General features: G+C 71.4%; 17 protein-coding genes and 1 pseudogene. 16 read left to right on the top strand and 2 right to left on the bottom strand.

From position 1 onward, the window contains the following. Window positions 1-16: 16 nt before the first annotated feature. A complete protein-coding gene (locus ACFZDJ_RS20660; RefSeq protein WP_390936650.1) occupies window positions 17-559 on the bottom strand; it encodes a hypothetical protein in 543 nt (180 codons plus the stop codon). Between the two features lie 337 nt (window positions 560-896). Between ACFZDJ_RS20660 and fmt the strand changes: the two genes are divergently transcribed. From fmt to ACFZDJ_RS20605, 11 genes and pseudogenes are all read left to right on the top strand, one after another. Beyond that, on the top strand, window positions 897-1,829 hold the full coding sequence (fmt, locus tag ACFZDJ_RS20655; RefSeq protein WP_168507245.1) for a methionyl-tRNA formyltransferase: 933 nt from the start codon (window positions 897-899) through the stop codon (window positions 1,827-1,829). Window positions 1,830-2,172: 343 nt separating this feature from the next. Beyond that, on the top strand, window positions 2,173-3,615 hold the full coding sequence (locus ACFZDJ_RS20650; protein WP_384917925.1) for an RsmB/NOP family class I SAM-dependent RNA methyltransferase: 1,443 nt from the start codon (window positions 2,173-2,175) through the stop codon (window positions 3,613-3,615). Between the two features lie 185 nt (window positions 3,616-3,800). Beyond that, on the top strand, window positions 3,801-5,291 hold the full coding sequence (locus ACFZDJ_RS20645) for an FAD-dependent oxidoreductase (RefSeq protein WP_391060683.1): 1,491 nt from the start codon (window positions 3,801-3,803) through the stop codon (window positions 5,289-5,291). 70 nt (window positions 5,292-5,361) lie between these two features. Then, window positions 5,362-5,628, top strand: a pseudogene (locus ACFZDJ_RS20640) (alpha/beta fold hydrolase); the annotation flags it as partial. Between the two features lie 73 nt (window positions 5,629-5,701). Beyond that, the gene (gene rpe, locus ACFZDJ_RS20635; protein ID WP_390936645.1) at window positions 5,702-6,388 is read left to right on the top strand and encodes a ribulose-phosphate 3-epimerase; all 687 of its coding nucleotides are present in this window, start codon (window positions 5,702-5,704) and stop codon (window positions 6,386-6,388) included. A gap of 78 nt (window positions 6,389-6,466) precedes the next feature. Next, window positions 6,467-7,510: a sugar-binding transcriptional regulator gene (locus ACFZDJ_RS20630; RefSeq protein ID WP_384917934.1), complete on the top strand. Its 1,044-nt coding sequence runs from the start codon at window positions 6,467-6,469 to the stop codon at window positions 7,508-7,510. Between the two features lie 67 nt (window positions 7,511-7,577). Beyond that, on the top strand, window positions 7,578-8,015 hold the full coding sequence (locus ACFZDJ_RS20625; protein WP_390936759.1) for a ribonuclease domain-containing protein: 438 nt from the start codon (window positions 7,578-7,580) through the stop codon (window positions 8,013-8,015). Then, window positions 8,012-8,398, top strand: coding sequence for a barstar family protein (locus ACFZDJ_RS20620; RefSeq protein WP_168507238.1), 387 nt, complete (start codon window positions 8,012-8,014; stop codon window positions 8,396-8,398). Before ACFZDJ_RS20625 ends, ACFZDJ_RS20620 begins: the two co-directional genes overlap by 4 nt. Before the next feature lie 107 nt (window positions 8,399-8,505). Beyond that, window positions 8,506-9,948 (top strand): GuaB1 family IMP dehydrogenase-related protein, encoded by a 1,443-nt coding sequence (locus ACFZDJ_RS20615; RefSeq protein ID WP_384918128.1) that lies wholly within the window; start codon window positions 8,506-8,508, stop codon window positions 9,946-9,948. Between the two features lie 306 nt (window positions 9,949-10,254). Further along, the gene (locus ACFZDJ_RS20610) at window positions 10,255-11,721 is read left to right on the top strand and encodes an amino acid permease (protein ID WP_168507236.1); all 1,467 of its coding nucleotides are present in this window, start codon (window positions 10,255-10,257) and stop codon (window positions 11,719-11,721) included. A 10-nt stretch (window positions 11,722-11,731) separates the two neighbouring features. Then, complete coding sequence (locus ACFZDJ_RS20605) at window positions 11,732-12,184, top strand: Lrp/AsnC family transcriptional regulator (RefSeq protein WP_015661832.1); 453 nt, start codon at window positions 11,732-11,734, stop codon at window positions 12,182-12,184. Between the two features lie 134 nt (window positions 12,185-12,318). On the opposite strand, the gene ACFZDJ_RS20600 is transcribed toward ACFZDJ_RS20605, so the two are convergent. Then, the gene (locus tag ACFZDJ_RS20600; protein ID WP_385369906.1) at window positions 12,319-13,059 is read right to left on the bottom strand and encodes a GntR family transcriptional regulator; all 741 of its coding nucleotides are present in this window, start codon (window positions 13,057-13,059) and stop codon (window positions 12,319-12,321) included. A gap of 212 nt (window positions 13,060-13,271) precedes the next feature. Here ACFZDJ_RS20600 and ACFZDJ_RS20595 point away from each other — a divergent pair, with 212 nt between their 5' ends. The 5 genes from ACFZDJ_RS20595 to ACFZDJ_RS20575 are packed head-to-tail and all read left to right on the top strand — an operon-like array spanning window position 13,272 to window position 18,861. Continuing rightward, window positions 13,272-14,429, top strand: a complete 1,158-nt coding sequence (locus tag ACFZDJ_RS20595; RefSeq protein WP_390936637.1) for an extracellular solute-binding protein — start codon at window positions 13,272-13,274, stop codon at window positions 14,427-14,429. Further along, entirely contained in the window at window positions 14,426-15,337 is a 912-nt protein-coding gene (locus tag ACFZDJ_RS20590; protein ID WP_391060680.1) for an ABC transporter permease subunit, read from the top strand. The genes ACFZDJ_RS20595 and ACFZDJ_RS20590 overlap by 4 nt, the downstream gene beginning before the upstream one ends. After that, entirely contained in the window at window positions 15,322-16,200 is an 879-nt protein-coding gene (locus tag ACFZDJ_RS20585; protein WP_391060678.1) for an ABC transporter permease subunit, read from the top strand. Before ACFZDJ_RS20590 ends, ACFZDJ_RS20585 begins: the two co-directional genes overlap by 16 nt. A gap of 3 nt (window positions 16,201-16,203) precedes the next feature. Continuing rightward, window positions 16,204-17,280 carry an ABC transporter ATP-binding protein gene (locus ACFZDJ_RS20580; protein WP_384917951.1) on the top strand — a complete coding sequence of 359 codons (1,077 nt, stop codon included), beginning with the start codon at window positions 16,204-16,206 and terminating at the stop codon, window positions 17,278-17,280. A gap of 45 nt (window positions 17,281-17,325) precedes the next feature. Next, the gene (locus tag ACFZDJ_RS20575; protein WP_391060675.1) at window positions 17,326-18,861 is read left to right on the top strand and encodes an HAD-IA family hydrolase; all 1,536 of its coding nucleotides are present in this window, start codon (window positions 17,326-17,328) and stop codon (window positions 18,859-18,861) included. Window positions 18,862-18,924: the final 63 nt, after the last annotated feature.

Here is an 18,924-nt window from a genome sequence, read left to right as displayed (position 1 = left end):
CAGGCGAGAGGTGGGGTCAGCCGTTGCGGGGGCCCGGGAACGCCGTGGGCCTGACCTCGTCGCGGAGGGTGGGGCTGCCCGCGGTCGGCTGGGTCGGCATGGAGCGGGCGGCGGGGACCGTCGGCATCGTGGGGATGCCCGTGTTGACGGCGACCGTGCGGGTGCCCGAGGTCTCCGTGGAGCGCTCGGCCTCGGCGGCGGCCTGCGCGGCGGCGCGGCGGGCGCCGTAACGGCGGTGCACCGCCTGCTTGGTGACCCCTAGGGCGGAGCCCACCGCGTCCCAGGAGAAGCCGAGGGAGCGGTCGAAGTCCACGGCGGCCGTGACCAGGGTCTCGACGCTGTCCCGCAGCTCCTGGGCGAGGCGGACGGTCGGGGCGGGGGCGCGTCCGTAGACGACGAAGCCCGCGGAGGGGCCGGAGCGGCGCGGGCGGTAGACGTTGCCCAGTTGGGCGGTGAGCGTGCGCAGTGCGTCCACCTGCCGGCGGACCCGCTCGATGTCCCGCACCAGCAAGTGCAGGCTGGCCCGAGCCTGGGCGTCGTGGGTTGCGTGGTCGGCCATGAACAAGCCTCTCGAACCGGCGTTGAAAAGGATCGGGCCGCGATCGCGGCCCGTTGTGGTCAACTCTCTCTTGACCAACGCGTTTGCGGGTGAGTGGTCACGCTGCGGGGGCGTAGGGGCATATGCACAGGGCGCGTCCGGGGGCGTACGCCCCCGGGGCGCCGTTGTCTCGCCTCGGTCTTCGGTGCCTGTTCGTGTGTTCGAGGTGTCGCCCGTCAAACCCCCGAGCCGCCGGGCCGTCGCGCCGCATAGACTGGTGCGCTGCCCCGTATCCCGTCCGGACCGGCGGGTGTGCAGGGCCCTGAAGTGTTCCCGCCCGAGAGGCCAGCCGCCACCCATGAAGCTCGTCTTCGCAGGTACCCCCGAGGTCGCCGTTCCCGCACTGGACGCCTTGATCGCCTCCGGGCGGCACGAGGTGGCCGCCGTGGTTACGCGGCCCGACGCGCCCGCCGGCCGGGGACGGCGGCTTGTCGCGAGTCCGGTCGCCGAACGGGCGGAGGAGGCCGGCATCGAGGTGCTGAAGCCGGTCAAGCCGCGGGACGAGGACTTTCTGGCCCGGCTGAGGGAGATCGGGCCCGACGCCTGTCCCGTGGTGGCGTACGGGGCGCTGCTGCCGCGGGTCGCCCTCGACGTGCCCGCCCACGGGTGGGTCAATCTGCACTTCTCCCTGCTGCCCGCCTGGCGCGGCGCCGCCCCCGTGCAGCACGCGATCATGGCAGGGGACGAGATCACCGGTGCCTCCACCTTCCTCATCGAGGAGGGGCTCGACTCGGGGCCGGTGTACGGGACCGTCACCGAGGAGGTCCGGCGCACCGACACCAGCGGAGACCTGCTCACCCGGCTCGCCTTCGCCGGTGCCGGCCTGCTCGTCGCGACCATGGACGGCATCGAGGACGGCACCCTGAAGGCCGTACCGCAGCCGGCCGACGGCATCACCCTGGCACCGAAGATCACCGTCGAGAACGCCCATGTCGACTGGTCCGCACCGGCGCTGCGCGTCGACCGGATGGTGCGCGGGTGCACGCCCGCCCCCGGCGCCTGGACCGTCTTCCGCGGCGAGCGGCTCAAGCTCATCCACGCCACGCCCGTGCCCGAGCGCACCGACCTCGCCCCGGGCGAACTGTCCGTCGGCAAGAACAACGTGTACGTGGGGACCGGCTCGTACGCCGTGGAACTGCTCTGGGTCCAGGCCCAGGGCAAGAAGCCGATGCGCGCGGCCGACTGGGCGCGCGGGGTGCGCATCGCCTCCGGGGAGCGGCTCGGGGCCTGACACACGGTCGTACGGCGACGGCCCGCACCTCCTCCGTTGTACAACTCCCGTGTCAGTGCGGGAGCTTGACGCACCGTCCCGTCCCGGTCGAGCCGGTCGCCGGGGGCACGCCGCGCCCGCTCGCGCGTGTGGCACTCGGCTACGGGCAGCACGAGTCGACGGTCTCCGTCACGGACGGCGGGGAGGGGCTGATTCAGGACACGGTCCCGACGGGCACCGGGCACCGGGCACCGGGCACGGCGCTCGGCCCGGACAGCCGGGCACGTGGGCCGTCAGGCCGGCCACGTCCGTCCGGAAGTAGGCTGGAGGGGTCGAACCATCCAGGATCCGGAGCACCTTTTTCGTGAGTGAGCAGTCCCGAGGGCCGCGCAAGCCCGGCAAGCCCTATCGCCGCCCCCAGAAGGACCCGGTCCGCATGCTCGCCTTCGAGGCGCTGCGGGCCGTGGACGAGCGCGACGCGTACGCGAACCTCGTCCTGCCGCCGCTGCTGCGCAAGGCGCGCGAGAAGGAGGGACCGGAAAAGTTCGACGCGCGCGACGCGGCGCTGGCCACCGAGCTGGTGTACGGGACGCTGCGCCGGCAGGGGACGTACGATGCCGTCATCGCGGCCTGTGTGGACCGGCCGCTGCGAGAAGTCGATCCGCCCGTGCTCGATGTCCTCAGCCTCGGCGTGCACCAGCTGCTCGGGACGCGCATCCCGACGCACGCCGCCGTGTCCGCCTCCGTCGAACTCGCCCGCGTCGTACTCGGCGACGGGCGCGCCAAGTTCGTGAACGCCGTGCTGCGCAAGGTCGCCCGGCAGGATCTCGACGCCTGGCTGGAGCAGGTCGCGCCGCCCTACGACGAGGACCCCGAGGACCACCTCGCCGTCGTGCACTCGCACCCGCGCTGGGTCGTCTCGGCGCTGTGGGACGCGCTGGGCGGCGGCCGTGCCGGGATCGAGGACCTGCTCGAGGCCGACAACGAGCGGCCCGAGGTGACGCTCGTGGCCCGGCCCGGGCGCTCCACCGCCGACGAACTCCTCGGTGTCCTCGGGGAGGAGTCCGCGCTGCCGGGGCGCTGGTCGCCGTACGCCGTGCGGCTCAGCGAGGGCGGCGAACCCGGTGCCATCGACGCCGTACGGGAGGGACGTGCGGGCGTCCAGGACGAGGGCAGCCAGCTGGTGGCGCTCGCTCTCGCGAACGCGCCGCTCGACGGCCGGGACAAGGCGTGGCTGGACGGCTGCGCGGGCCCCGGCGGCAAGGCCGCCATGCTCGCCGGACTGGCCGCCGAGCGCGGCGCCGCGCTGCTCGCCTCGGAGAAGCAGCCGCACCGGGCGGGCCTGGTGGCGAAGGCGCTCGCGGGCAATCCCGGCCCCTACCAGGTCATCGCCGCCGACGGCACCCGTCCGCCGTGGCTGCCCGGCACCTTCGACCGGGTGCTCATGGACGTGCCCTGCACGGGCCTTGGTGCCCTGCGCCGCCGTCCCGAGGCCCGCTGGCGGCGCCGTCCCGAGGACCTGGACGGCTTCGCGCCCCTCCAGCGCGGGCTGTTGCGCACGGCGCTGGACTCCGTGCGGGTCGGCGGCGTCGTCGGGTACGCGACCTGCTCGCCGCACCTCGCCGAGACCCGCGCGGTCGTGGACGACGTCCTCAAGCACTACGAGACAGGCTCCGCCGAACTCCTCGACGCCCGCCCGCTGCTGCCTGGCGTACCGGCGCTGGGCGACGGTCCCGACGTACAGCTGTGGCCACATCTGCACGGTACGGACGCCATGTATCTGGCGCTGATCCGCCGGACGGCGTGACCTCTCCCAGCGCCAAGAACAGCCCGAAGGCGTACCCTTTCTCGTATTCGGAGAAAAGGCAGAAGCGGAGTAGGACGACGAGTGGTAACCCTCGTCCGAGCGCAATACGAGAGTCATCGCCGAATCCTCCGAATCCTCCGAGTTCACCATTCTCGTATCTGAGGGCGTGAATGATGGCAGCGCGTGTGGATCCCGATCGTTCCGAATGGGACGTCATCGTCCTGGGCGGCGCCGCGGCCGGGGAGAACGCGGCACAGTACGCCACGCAGTTCTCCGGTCTGGACGCGGTGCTGGTCGAGGCGGAGTTGCTGGGTGGCGAGTGTTCGTACTGGGCCTGCATGCCCAGCAAGGCCCTGTTGCGTCCGGCCGAGGTGCTGGGTGGCGCACGGCATGTGCCGGGTGTGTCCTCGCTGTTGAGCGGGCGCGAGCTGGATGTGCGGGCGGTACTGGCCCGCCGGGACACCGTCGTGAACGGCCTCGACGACTCCTCGCAGATCGACTGGGCGCTCGGCGTCGGCATCGATGTGGTGCGCGGGTACGGGCGGCTCACCGGGGAGCGCTCGGTGGCGGTGGAGACGGCGGCCGGCGGCACCCGTGTGCTGACCGCACGGCACGCGGTGGTGATCGACACGGGCTCCTGCACCACCGTGCCGACGATCCCCGGCATGAGCGAGGCACGTCCGTGGACGTCCCGCGACGTCACCAATCTGCGCGAGGTGCCACGCCGGGTCGTCGTGCTGGGCGGCGGGGTGGTCGCGTGCGAGGCGGCGACCTGGCTGAGGGCGCTGGGCGTCGAGGAGTTGAGCGTCGTGTACCGGCGCACCGGCCTGCTGGCCCGGTCGGAACCCTTCGCCGGGCGCATGGTGGGTGACCAGTTGACGGCCGCGGGGGTGCGGCTGCTTTCCGGCAGGTCGGTCACCGAGGTGCGGCGCGACGATCCCCGTGACACGGGAGTCGGGCTGCCGCACGGCGGCGAGGTCACCGTCCGGCTGGACGACGGGAGCACGCTCGTCGCCGACGAACTGGTGCTCGCCACCGGCCGTACGCCGAACACCCAGGACATCGGCCTGTCGTCGGTGGGATGCCCCGACGGCGGCTTTCTGGAGGTCGACGACGAGCAGGCCGTGCGGGCGGTGGACGGGCACTGGCTGTACGCGGTCGGTGATGTCTGCGGGCGTGCGCTGCTGACCCACATGGGCAAGTACCAGGCGCGGATCGCCGGTGAGGTGATCGCCGCCCGTGCCACGCGAGGGCCGGCGGCCGCGGCGGAGCCCGGCGCGCCGGGCTCCGCCGACGGACATCGGGGCAACCCGCAGGTGACCTTCACCGACCCGGAGGTCGGGTCGGCCGGCAGGACCGAGCGGGAGGCGCGCGCGGCGGGACTCGACGTGGCGACGGTCGAGTACGACATGGCCGCGCTGGCCGGCACGTATGTGATGCGCGAGGACTACCTCGGGCGCGCCAAACTGGTCATCGACCGGGGTACCGACACGGTGGTGGGCGCGACGTTCGTCGGCTCGGGCGTCGCGGAACTCGTCCACTCCGCCACGACGGCCATTGTCGCGAGAGTGCCGCTTCCCGTGCTGTGGCATGTCGTGCCCAGCTACCCCACCGCGAGTGAGGTGTGGCTCCGCCTGCTGGAGGCGTACCGCGCGGAAAAGCGGCGTGTCGGGTAGCGTGAAATTCCCGTCATGCATTTCAGCCGATCAGGGATCTCGCACGTAACTCGATCGAAAGAAATATGCCCTGCCTTTCATTTTCACGAAGGATGACACGGAAATCCATTACAAGGACTGGGGTACGGGGCAGCCGGTCGTGTTCAGCCATGGCGGCCATGGCTGACCGCTGAATGCCGACGCCTGGGACCCCCAGGTCCGCATGATGGCCGAAAACGGCTTCCGTGCGATCGCGCACGACCTGGCGCAGTTGATCGAGGCGCTCGATCTGCGCGACGGTCCCGCTGCCGCCCCGATGCGGCTCGGACACGGCGCGGGTATGGCGCAGGTATGGCGCAGGTATGTCTCAGGTACGGTCCAGGAGCCGGACCGAGGAGAGCAACCGGCCCGGGGCATGGCAGGCTTGGGGCATGGCCGTGCAGATCAACCCCAGCATTCTGTCCGCGGACTTCGCCCGTCTTGCCGAGGAGGCACAGGCGGTGGAGGGCGCGGACTGGCTCCATGTCGACGTCATGGACAACCATTTCGTTCCGAACCTCACGCTCGGTGTGCCGGTCGTAGAGTCCCTGGCCCGTGCGACGGAGACGCCGCTGGACTGCCACCTGATGATCGCGGACCCCGATCGGTGGGCGCCCCAGTACGTGGAAGCGGGTGCCGGTTCCGTCACCTTCCACGCCGAGGCGGCCGCCGCTCCGGTGCGGCTCGCCCGCGAGATCCGGGCCAAGGGCGCCCGCGCCTCCATGGCGCTCAAGCCCGCGACCCCCATCGAGCCGTACGAGGACCTGCTTCCCGAGCTCGACATGCTGCTGATCATGACGGTCGAGCCCGGTTTCGGCGGCCAGGCGTTCCTGGACATCATGCTGCCGAAGATCCGCCGTACCCGTGAGCTGATCAGCAAGCACGGCCTCGAGCTGTGGCTTCAGGTCGACGGCGGGGTGTCGGCGTCCACCATCGAGCGGTGCGCGGAGGCGGGCGCGGACGTCTTCGTCGCCGGTTCGGCCGTGTACGGGGCCGCGGATCCGGCCCAGGCGGTACGTGCATTGCGCACTCAGGCTCAGGGCGCGACGGCCCATGCGGCGTGGGCGTGCGACCACTGACCAAAGGGAACGTGAACGCCGCCCATCTGGGCTGATCAAGTACGCCGGATCTGCGAGGATGAACGGCGAATCCAGAGTGTGAACAGCAGTGAGGAGATCGCCGTGTCGGGTATGTCGGCGGGCCGGTCAGCCATGCGGATGGGACCCGCTGAGCTGGTGCAGGCGGCGGCCATGGCCCGCCGCTTCTACCTCGAGGGCAAATCCAAGATCCAGATCGCCGAGGAGTTCGGCGTCAGCCGCTTCAAGGTGGCCCGGGTCCTGGAGACCGCCCTCGAACGGGATCTCGTGCGGATCGAGATCCGGGTGCCCGCCGAGCTGGACGCGGAGCGCTCCGACGCGCTGCGCGCCCGCTACGGCCTGCGCCACGCCGTCGTGGTCGAGTCCCCGGCGGATGCCGAGGAGTCGCCCGACCCCGAGAACCTCGGCGAAGTCGCCGCCGACCTGCTCGGTGAGCTGGTCAACGAGGGCGATGTGCTGGGCCTGGCCTGGGGCCGCTCCACCATCCACATGGCGGCGGCGCTCGACCGGCTCCCGCCGTGCACGGTGGTGCAGCTGACGGGCGTGTACGACGCCGGGACGGCGGAGCGCGGGTCGGTGGAGGCGGTACGGCGCGCCGCGCAGGTGTCGGGCGGCGACGCCCACCCCATCTACGCGCCGATGCTGCTGCCCGACGTGGCCACCGCGGCCGCGCTGCGCAGCCAGACGGGGATCGCCCGCGCCTTCGAGTACTTCGACAAGGTCACGGTCGCCTGTGTGTCGATCGGCTCCTGGGAGCCCGGCATCTCGACGGTGCACGACATGCTCACCGAGGAGGAGCGCGCCCACTACGCCACTCTCGGTGTCGCCGCCGAGATGTCCGCGCACCTCTTCGACACCGAGGGACGGCGGGTCGGCCGTGACCTGGGCGAGCGGTGCATCACCGTCGAGGCCGACCGGCTGCGGCGCATTCCCGAGGTCGTGGCGATCGCCGGCGGACAGCGCAAGGCCGCCGCCATCGACGCGGTGCTGCGGTCCGGGCTCGTCACCAGCCTGGTGACGGACACGTCCGCCGCGGACTACCTGATGACAGCGGGCCAGACCCCCCGCCCCGCCCTCAACCGGGCGGACCCGGACGGGCCGTGACCTGTTAGGGGCGCTTCGGGGTATCGGCGCGCCACGTGGAGGGGCCCGTGGCAGCATCGGCGGCATGGTGGTGGTGCGGTGGGTGCCCCGGGCGCTCGTAGGGCTGTTTCTGTGTCTCGGCGTGCTCCTGACGGGCTGCTCGTCGACGGAGTCGGCCGGTACCGGGGCGGGTGCGGTGACGGGAGCCCCGTCGGCGGCCCGGTCGGCGGTTCCGTCCTGGGCCCACGGGATGGGGACCGTCGACGCGGCCCAGCTTCCCGCCGAGGCCCGCACGACGCTCGCCCTCATCGACAAGGGCGGCCCCTTCCCGTACACCAGGGACGGCATCGTCTTCGGGAACTTCGAGGGCATGCTGCCCAAGCACCAGCGCGGCTACTACCACGAGTACACGGTCAAAACGCCCGGCGCACATGATCGGGGAGCCCGTCGCATTGTCACCGGGCAAGGCGGTGAGATCTACTACACCGATGATCACTACAAGTCGTTCAGGGCGGTGCTGAGATGACGGACGGCCCGTTGGCGGAGGTGTTCCGCGCGGCGCGCGCGGTCGGATGGCAGGTCAGCGTGCTCGACCTCACCGGAGTCTCGGACAAGGCGGCCTTCATGGAACGCTGCGTCCGCGCCCTCGACCTGCCCGAATGGTTCGGCCGGAACTGGGACGCCCTCGCGGACTGCCTGGGCGACCCCGACTGGGGGCCCGCCAGCCCGGGCCGCGTCATCCTGGTCAACGGCTGGCGGCACTACGCCAAGGCCCGCCCCGACGAGTGGGAGACCGCCCAGGAGGTACTGGAATCGGCCGCCGGGCACTACGAGGAGCACGACGCCACGCTGTCGGTCGTCCTCTCCCTTGGAGGATCCGACCAACTGCCCCCTGACCAGCCTGGATGATCTGTGCGGGCATCACATTCAGGTCGCCATGGGACAATGAAGTACGTGCTCTTCCCCCTGGCTGACCTGTCCGGGGGCCACCTCTGATCGACTGGGATGTGCAGCACGTGCGTTTCCTCAACGACATCCAGCCTCCGTACGACCTGACGTACGACGACGTCTTCATGGTGCCCAGCCGCTCCGCGGTCGGCTCCCGGCAGGGCGTGGACCTCACTGCCCCGGACGGCACGGGCACCACGATCCCCCTGGTCGTCGCCAACATGACCGCGATCGCGGGCCGCCGGATGGCCGAGACTGTCGCCCGCCGCGGTGGTCTCGTGGTCATCCCGCAGGACATTCCGATCGAGGTCGTCACCGAGGTCGTCTCCTGGGTCAAGGGACGCCACCTGGTGCTCGACACCCCCATCGTCCTGGCCCCCCACCAGACCGTCGCCGACGCACTGGCGCTGCTGCCCAAGCGCGCCCACAACGCGGGCGTCGTCGTCGACGAGGACGGCCGCCCGATGGGCGTGGTCACCGACGCCGACCTCACCGGCGTGGACCGGTTCACGCAGCTGGCCGAGGTCATGTCCCGGGACCTGCTGCTCCTCGACGCCGACATCGAGCCGCGCGAGGCGTTCAACACGCTGGACGGCGCCAACCGCCGCTACGCCCCCGCCGTGGACGCCGAGGGCAAGCTCGCCGGCATCCTCACCCGCAAGGGCGCCCTGCGCGCCACGCTCTACACCCCGGCCACCGACGCCGACGGCAAGCTGCGCATCGCGGCCGCCGTGGGCATCAACGGCGATGTCGCGGGCAAGGCCAAGCAGCTCCTCGACGCGGGCGTCGACACGCTCGTCATCGACACCGCGCACGGCCACCAGGAGTCGATGATCAGCGCGATCAGGACCGTGCGCGCGCTCGACCCGCAGGTCCCGATCGTCGCGGGCAACATCGTCGCCGCCGAGGGCGTCAAGGACCTCATCGACGCGGGCGCGGACATCATCAAGGTCGGTGTCGGCCCCGGCGCCATGTGCACCACCCGCATGATGACCGGCGTCGGCCGGCCGCAGTTCTCGGCCGTCCTCGAGTGCGCCGCCGAGGCGAAGAAGTACGGCAAGCACGTGTGGGCGGACGGCGGCGTCCGCCACCCGCGCGACGTGGCCATGGCACTGGCCGCGGGCGCGTCCAACGTCATGGTCGGTTCCTGGTTCGCCGGGACGTACGAGTCTCCGGGCGACCTCCAGCAGGACGCCAGCGGGCGCCTGTACAAGGAGTCGTTCGGCATGGCGTCCGCACGCGCGGTCCGCAACCGTACGAGCGAGGAGTCGGCGTACGACCGCGCCCGCAAGGCCCTCTTCGAGGAGGGCATCTCCACCTCGCGAATGTTCCTCGACCCGGGCCGCCCGGGCGTCGAGGACCTGATCGACTCGATCATCGCGGGCGTCCGCTCCTCCTGCACCTACGCGGGTGCCAACTCCCTGGAGGAGTTCGCCGAGAACGCGATCGTCGGCATCCAGAGCGCGGCCGGCTATGCGGAGGGCAAGGCCCTGCACGCCAGCTGGAGCTGACCCGTTCCACCGTCATACGGCCCCCGTGGTGCGCCCACGGGGGCCGTCGGCGTACCTGCCGCGGACTGCCGTGCGGGTGCGTGCGCAACCATCGAAAGGCCCCGCGCAACGAACACGCGCCGAGGTGCGATGAACGCAACGATCTTGCGGAGATGCGCAAGGTTGCTGCATTACGCCCGTGAAGCCCGGGCTCATAGGGTCAAGCGCTGTACATGGCGTGGCGGGGACCCCGCTCGGTGGGTCCCTGCTGCCAGGGGTGCCGCCGGTCCCCGCCGTATCGACCGGCAGCGATGAAGGAGCCACCGCGTGCTCGATCAAGGCGCACCCCCGCAGTCCCGCACAGAGTCCGCCGCACCGTCCCCGGGTGTCGGCGCGCGCCTCATGCGCCGCAAGCCCGTGGAACGCCTGGTGGCCGAGGGAGGCCAGGGCGAGGGAGGCTCGCTCAGGCGCTCCCTCGGCCTGTGGCAGCTCACCATGATCAGCATCGGTGCCACCCTCGGCACCGGCATCTTCGTGGTCCTCGGCGAGGCCGTCCCCAAGGCCGGACCCGCGGTCACCCTCTCGTTCGTGATCGCCGGCCTCACGGCGCTCTTCTCGGCCCTCTCGTACGCCGAGCTGGCCGGCACCATCCCGGTCGCCGGCTCCTCGTACTCGTATGCGTACGCAACGATGGGTGAGCTGATCGCCTGGATCTGCGGCTGGTGTCTGGTCCTGGAGTACGGCGTGTCGGTGGCCGCCGTCGCGGTCGGCTGGGGCGAGTACCTCAACGAACTGCTCGACGGCACGATCGGCGTCACCATCCCGGACGCGCTCTCCGCACCTCCCGGCGACGGCGGCATCTTCAACCTGCCCGCCCTGATCGTCGTGATGCTCGCCATGGCCTTCCTGCTCGGCGGCGCCAAGGAGTCCGCACGCGCCAACACGATCATGGTGGCCGTGAAGATCGTCGCGCTGCTGCTGTTCTGTGCGATCGGCATCCAGGGCTTCAAGTCCGGCAACTACGAGCACTTCATGCCGCTCGGCATGGCGGGCGTCAGCGCCGCCGGCGCCACGCTGTTCTTCTCGTACATCGGCTTCGACGCCGCCTCCACCGCAGGTGAGGAGGCCAAGAACCCGCAGCGCGACCTGCCCCGCGCGATCATGCTCTCGCTGGTCATCGTGACGGCGCTGTACGTCGTCGTCGCGGCCGTCGCCGTCGGCGCGAAGCCCTGGCGGAAGTTCAACGACTCGGAGGCAGCGCTCGCCGAGATCATGAAGAACGTCACCGGGCAGACCTTCTGGGGCACGCTGCTCGCCGCCGGTGCCGTCATCGCCATCGCCAGCGTCGTCCTGACCGTGCTCTACGGCCAGACCCGCATCCTGTTCGCCATGTCCCGCGACGGGCTCGTGCCCAAGGTGTTCTCGCGCGTCCACCCCAAGACCGGCGCGCCCCGCGCCAACACCGTGATCGTCTCGCTGTTCTGCGGTGTCCTCGCCGCCGCGATCCCGCTCGGCCAGCTCGCCGACGCCACCAGCATCGGCACCCTGTTCGCCTTCGCGCTGGTCAATGTGGCCGTCGTGGTGCTGCGCCGGACGCGCCCGGAGATGCGGCGCACCTTCCGGGTGCCGCTGTCGCCGGTGCTGCCCGCGATCGGCTTCGCCCTGTGCGTGTGGATGATGGGCAGCCTTTCGGCCGTCACCTGGGTGGTCTTCGGAGTCTGGATGGCCGTCGGGCTCGTGTTCTACTTCAGTTACGGCTACCGCCGCTCCCGTCTCGCGCCATCAGAAAAGTGAAACACCCGCAGTGCTGAACGATCTCGACGAACGCATCGTGCACGCCCTCGCCGAGGACGCCCGCCGCTCCTACGCCGACATCGGCCAACTGGTCGGGCTGTCCGCGCCCGCCGTGAAGCGACGCGTGGACCGGCTGCGGGCCACGGGTGCCATCACCGGGTTCACCGTGCGGGTGGATCCGGCGGCGCTGGGGTGGGAGACGGAGGGGTTCGTCGAGATCTACTGCCGCCGGAACACCTCGCCGGAGACCATTCAGCGGGGGCTGGAGCGGTATCAGGAGGTGGTGGCCGCGTCCACGGTCACGGGGGAGGCGGACGCGGTGGTGCAGGTCTTCGCTTCCGACATGCGGCACTTCGAGCGGGTGTTGGAGCGGATTGCGGGCGAGCCGTTCGTTGAGCGGACCAAGTCGGTGCTGGTCTTGTCTCCGTTGCTGCGGCGGTTTTCGTCCGGGTCGCCTACGTAGGGGGGGCGCCGGGGGTTGGATGGCGGCCGCGGGTTGTGGGTGGCTGAGCGCGCCCCGCGGCGGAGCCGCTATATGTCACAGCCCCGCGCCCCTGAAGACGGGGCGCTACCCCTGCGCCCGCCTACGAGCCGCCCTCACTCCGCCGTCTTCCTCGCCAGCGCGTTGTTGCCGATCGAGTTGTGGACGCTGAAGCTCACCGCGTCCGAGCGGTAGCGGTCGTCGGACCACTCCACCGGGCGGCCTTCGCGGGTGGTGGTGACGCGGCGGACCCTCAGGAGGGGACTGGTGCGGCGGACGCCGAGGAGGTCGGCGTCCTGGGCGCCCGCCGCCACCGCGTCGATGACGTGCTCGCCGTAAGCGAAGACCAGGCCGGTGTCCTCGTAGAGCCGCTGGGTGACCGAGGGGCAGTCGGGCTCGATGACCTCGACGGCGGGGGAGATCCAGTCCGCGTACACGGTCCGTTCCAGGAGGACCGGCTCGCCGTCCAGGCCGCGGACCCGCAGGACGTGCAACACCGCTGTCGACTCGGGGAGTTGAAGGCGTACGGCGTCCTCCGCGGTCGCCGGGCGGTGCTCCTGCTCGACGACGTGTCCCGTCGCTTCCCGGCCCATCGCGCGCGCCCACTGGGCGAAGCTGCGCAGTTCGGCGAAGCTCTGGCTGCGACGGCTGGCGAGGACCACCCGGCGGGCGCCCTGGCGGGAGCCGATGAGGCCCTCGGCGGTCAGGGCCGCGACGGCCTGGCGGACCGTGCCGCGCGCCACGCCGTACTGGGCCGCGAGGTCCGTCTCCGCGGGCAGCAGACTGCCCACCGTGTACTCCTCGCGGTCGATCGCCCGCCGCAGCTCATCGGCGATCTCCTCGTGTCGCGCCGGCATGCTTCCCCTCTGACTCGACTGCTGTGCACAGCGTGACCAGCCTAATCGAGATCCGAAGGTGATCGGCGCGGGCCGGGATTGTGCAGGGAATCAAGGGTCACGGTTTCGCCAAAGTTTACGAACAGGACACCCACGCCGGGCCTACTGGGGCCAACTTGTTCAGACAAGTTCTCCGCACTACCCGAACCCTCGTGCGTACTCCTGGAGAGACCGTGACCGTGTTCCTGCCGAGGACCGCCGTCCTCACCGGCGGCCTCGCCGTCGCCGCCGCCCTCGCCCTCAGCGCCTGTGGCGCGGCCCCCGACGACAAGTCGACCACCGCCGACGGCAAGAGCGCGGCCACCGCGACCTCCGCCGCGGACCTCGGTGGCCTCGACGCCCTGGTCAAGGCCGCCAAGAAGGAGGGCACGCTGCACGCGATCGCGCTGCCCCGCGACTGGGCCAACTACGGTGCCCTGATCGACGGCTTCAAGAAGAAGTACGGAATCAAGATCGAGGTGGAGAACCCGGACGGCGCCAGCCAGGACGAGATCAACGCCGTGACGTCGAGGAAGGGGCAGGACCGCGCCCCGGACGTCCTCGACCTGGGCAGCTCGTTCGCGCTCAGCGCCGCCCAGCAGGGGCTGCTCGCGCCGTACAAGGTGACCGCCTTCGCCGACATCCCCGAGGGGCAGAAGGACGCGCAGGGCCGCTGGTTCAACGACTACGGCGGCTACATCTCCATCGGCTGCGACGCCAAGAAGGTCAAGGAGTGCCCGAAGACCTTCAAGGACCTGCTCAAGCCGGAGTACAAGGGCCAGGTCGCCCTCAACGGCAACCCCACCAAGTCCGGTTCGGCCTTCGGCGGTGTCTACGCGGCCTCGCTCGCCAATGGTGGTTCGTTCGACGACATCCAGCCCGGCCTGGACTTCTTCGCCAAGCTGAAGAAGAACGGCAACTACACGCCCGTCGAGTCGACCCCGGCCACCGTCGAGAAGGGCGAGACCCCGATCAGCATCGACTGGGACTACCTGAACGCCGGTTACGCCGACGAGTTCAAGTCCAAGGGCGTCGACTGGACGGTCACGGTCCCCTCGGACGGCAACTTCTCCCAGTACTACTCCCAGGCCATCAACAAGGACGCCCCGCACCCGGCGGCCGCCCGCCTGTGGCAGGAGTACCTCTACAGCACCGAGGGCCAGAACCTCTGGCTCAAGGGCTATGCCCGCCCGGCCCTGATGACCGCCATGCAGACCGCCGGCACCCTCGACAAGACCGCCGCCGCCAAGCTCCCCGCGGTCTCCGGCACGCCGAGCTTCCCGACCGAGGCCCAGCAGGCCAAGGCCAAGACGGTCCTCGCGCAGGGCTGGGGCAAGGCCGTCTCCGGATGACCACCGTCCTCACCGAGGCCGAGGCCGATGTGACGCCCGCCGCCGCCGCTTCCCGGCGGCGGCGGCGCCGCGCCCCCGGCTGGCTCGCCGTGCTCCCGCTGCTCGTCTTCGTCGCGATCGCCTTCGGCATCCCCGCCCTGGCCATGCTGAACGGCGCCTTCACCGTCAAGGACCAGACGACCGGAGCCACCTCGTACACCACGGCCAACCTGACCGACTCGCTCCAGGGCGCCTACCTCACCGCCCTGATCGGCAGCGTCAAGCTGTCCGCGGTCTCCGCGGGCATCGCGACCGTCCTCGGACTGCCGCTCGCCCAGGCCGTGGTGACCTCCCGCTTCCGCGCCCTGCGCGAGGCCGTCCTCACCGCGTCCGGCGTCCTCGCCAACTTCGGCGGCGTCCCGCTGGCCTTCGCGTTCGTCGCCACCCTCGGCAACGCGGGTGTCCTGACCGAGCACCTGGGCCTGAAGGACAAGGGCTGGAACCTCTACAGCTTCTGGGGCCTGGTCATCGTCTACCTGTACTTCCTGATCCCGCTGATGGTCCTCACCATCACGCCCGCCCTGGACGGCCTGCGCTCCCAGTGGCGCGAGGCCGCACAGAACAACGGCGCCACCGCAATCCAGTACTGGCGGCACATCGCCCTGCCCGTCCTCACGCCCTCCCTGCTGGGCGGCCTCGTGCTGCTCTTCGGCAGCGCCTTCGCCGCGTACGCCACCGCGGCGGCCATGGTCGGCAGTGCGGTCCCGCTGGTCACCCTGCAGATCGCCGACGCCATCTCCGGCAACGTCCTGGTCGGCCAGGAGAACGTGGCGCTTGCCCTCAGCCTCGACATGGTCCTCATCGCGGGCCTGGTCATGGCCGTGTACCTGCCCCTGCAACGACGGAGCGCGCGATGGCTGGAAGCCTGAACAATCCCGCTCGGGCCCTGAAGCCCGCCCGCGGGGTGAACAAGTCCGTACGCGTACGTCCCTGGCGCGGGGTCGTCCTCGTCTGCGCCGGGCTCTACTTCCTGGTCCCGCTCGCCGCGTCCGTGATCTTCACGGTCGACGTGCCGAACCAGGGGATCACCTTCGACGCGTACCGCCAGATCGTCTCCGCCGACGGCTTCGGCTCCAGCCTGCTGCTGTCGCTGGAACTGGCCGCCGCCACCATCGCCGCGGTCCTGCTGCTGATGGTGCCCGCGATGGTCGCGCTGCGGCTCGGTGCCCCGAAGCTGCGGCCCGTGGTGGAGGTGATCTGCTCGCTGCCGCTGGTCGTCCCGCCGATCGCCTTCGTCGCCGGGATCGCCACGGTCCTCAAGTGGGGACCCGAACACCTCTCCCGCACCCCGCTGTTCGAGACGTTCGTGGCCCTCCAGAACCCCGACTTTCCGTTCGTGCTCGTCCTCGCGTACGTAGTGATGGCGCTGCCGTTCGTGTACCGGGCCCTGGACGCCGGGCTGCGCGCCGTCGACGTACGCACCCTCGTCGAGGCCGCGCGCAGCTGCGGGGCGAACTGGCCGCAGGCGCTGGTACGGGTCATGCTGCCCAATCTGCGTGGGGCGCTGCTCAACGCCTCCTTCCTCACGCTGGCCCTGGTGCTCGGCGAGTTCACCGTCGCCCAGTTGCTCGGCTTCCAGCCCTTCGCCGTGTGGATCTACAGCGTCGGCGGCTCGCAGGCCCAGCTCTCCGTCGCCGTCTCCGTGCTCAGCCTGCTCGTCACCTGGGCCCTGCTCCTCTCGCTCGCCGGGCTCGGCGGGCGCTCCCGTTCCGCTTCCGCATCCCGGGGATGAACCATGACCGTCACCACGCTTGAGAAGGCCGCCGACGCCAAGGCCGCCACCGTTGAATTCCGGGGCCTGCGGCGGGAGTTCGGCCCGACCGTCGCCCTCGACGGCCTCGATCTGACCGTCCGGCCCGGCGAACTCCTCGCCCTGCTCGGCCCCTCCGGTTGCGGCAAGACCACCGCGCTGCGCATGCTCGCCGGGTTCGAACACCCCGACTCCGGCGAGGTGCTGGTCGACGGCGAGGACGTCACCCGGGTCCCGGCCCACCGCCGCGACGCGGGGATGGTCTTCCAGTCGTACAGCCTCTTCCCGCACCTCAGTGCCCTCGACAACGTGGCCTTCGGGCTGCGGATGCGCAAGGTGCGTACCGCCGAACGGCGTTCCCGCGCTGCCGAGTTGCTCGACCTCGTGGGACTCGCCGACAAGGGCGAGCGGTTCCCGCACCAGCTCTCCGGCGGCCAGCAGCAGCGCATCGCACTGGCCCGCGCGCTCGCCCTGCGTCCGCGCGTGCTGCTGCTCGACGAGCCCCTCTCCGCCCTGGACGCCAAGGTGCGGCTCACCCTGCGCGAGGAGATCCGCCGGCTTCAGCAGGAACTCGGCATCACCACCCTGTTCGTGACACACGATCAGGAAGAGGCGTTGTCCATGGCGGACCGCGTCGCCGTGATGCGGGCCGGACGGCTCGAACAGTGCGCCGCGCCCGCCGAGCTGTACGGGCGGCCCGCGACCGCCTTCGTCGCCGAGTTCGTCGGCACGATGAGCCGGATTCCGGGACGGCTGGACTCCGGCGTGGCCGAGGTGCTCGGACAGCGGCTGCCGGTCGACGGGGACGCGCCCGCCGCGACGGAGATCGACGTGCTCGTACGGCCCGAGGCGGTGCGGGTACGGGCCGATGAGGCCGGGACCGCCCGCGTCGTCGCCACGGCCTTCCTCGGTGCCGCCACCCGCGTCACCGTGCGGCTCCCGGACGCCACCGAGGTCAAGGCCGACCTGCCCACGCACGAGGCCGCCGGGCTCGGCTCGGGCGCCGCCGTGACCGTGAGCCTGCCGGAGCGCCCTGTGCTGGTCGCCGAGCGCACGCGCTGACCGACGCATCCCCCCACTGAGTTACGCCGAGTGAAAGAGAGCACCGTGACCCTCCGCACCACCTCCCCCCACCTCCCCCTCCAGGCCGTCCTGTTCGACATGGACGGCACGCTCGTGGACACCGAGCGACTGTGGTGGGAGGCGGTGGAGCAGGTGGCCGACGGGCTCGGGCGCCGGCTGACCGGGGCCGACCAGCCGGAGGTGCTCGGCCGGCCCGTCGAGTACACCGCCGCCTGGCTGGGCGCGATCACGGGCGCCGGGGCGCGGGAGATCGCCACCGAGCTGCACCGGGAGTTCGCGCACCGGGTCCGCACCGGCATCGTGCCCCGTCCAGGTGCGCTGCGGCTCCTCGGCGAACTGGTCCGCGAGGGTGTCCCCACCGCCCTGGTGACCGCGTCGCCGCGCGCCGTCGCCGACACCGTCCTCGCGGCCCTCGGCGCCGAACACTTCGCGGTCTCCGTCACGGCCGACGACACCGAACACACCAAGCCCGCCCCCGACCCCTACCTCGCCGCCTGCCGCGCCCTCGGCGTCGACCCCGCCGCGTGTGTGGCCGTGGAGGACACCGAGACGGGTGTGGCGTCCGCCGAGGCCGCGGGGTGTGCCGTGCTCGCCGTGCCCTCGCTCGCGCCGATCGACTCCGTACCCGGACGCACCGTCCTGACCAGCCTGGAGGAGGTGACCCCGGCCCGGCTGCGCGCCATGGTCGGGCCCCGCGAGCTGCGGGTGATGAGCTGGAACCTCTGGTACGGCGGGACGAAGGTCGACGACCACCGCGAGAAGCAGCTCAAGGTCATCGCCGAGACCGGCGCGGACGTGGTCGGCCTCCAGGAGACCTACGGCACCTCGGCACAGGAACTCGCCGAGGCGCTCGGCTGGCACCACCACCGGGCCGGCGAGAACCTCGGCGTCATCAGCCGCTACCCGATCACCGCCCGCCACGGCGACCCGGCCGTCGGCTTCTACGGCGGCACCGGAGTGCGCGTCCGGCTGGACGGCGGCCAGGAGGTGGACGTCTGGAGCGCCCACCTCGACTACACGCCGTACGGCCCCTACGAGGCCCGCTTCGACGGGCTCCCGGCGGCCGAACTCATCGCCCACGAGGGCGTCCGGCTGGAGCAGATGCGGGAGATCCTGCGGCGCATCACCGAGTCCGCCACCGAGGCGGTCCCCGTGGTCCTGGTCGGTGACTTCAACGCGCCCTCGCACCTGGACTGGCCGGACGTCGAGTGGCCCGTGACCAGGGCCGCCGAGGAGGCCGGCCTGCGCGACTCCTACCGCGAGGCCCACCCCGACCCCGTGCGGGAGCCCGGACACACCTGGTCGCCGGTCCACGTGCAGCACGAGGACGGCAGCGGACGGCCCGAGCCGCAGGACCGGATCGACTTCGTGCTGCACCGGGGGCTGACCGTGCTCGACTCCCGGGCGCTCGTCACCGGCACGCCGCGACCCTGGCCCGACGTCGCCGGCAACGACTGGCCCTCGGACCACGCCGCGGTCGTGACCACCTTCGCCGTGCCCCGCGCCGACCCCTCCGGCCCCGCCGAACCCACCGACCGGCCGGGCACGTCCGCGCACTGAACCGAGGGTCAGTCCAGGAAGCCATGAGGAAGCCATTGCGATGCGGGCGCGCCATCACGTAGG

The organism is Streptomyces sp. NPDC007896 (genome assembly GCF_042959425.1).
Classification (GTDB): domain Bacteria; phylum Actinomycetota; class Actinomycetes; order Streptomycetales; family Streptomycetaceae; genus Streptomyces.
This window is presented reverse-complemented; position numbering and strand designations above follow the sequence as displayed.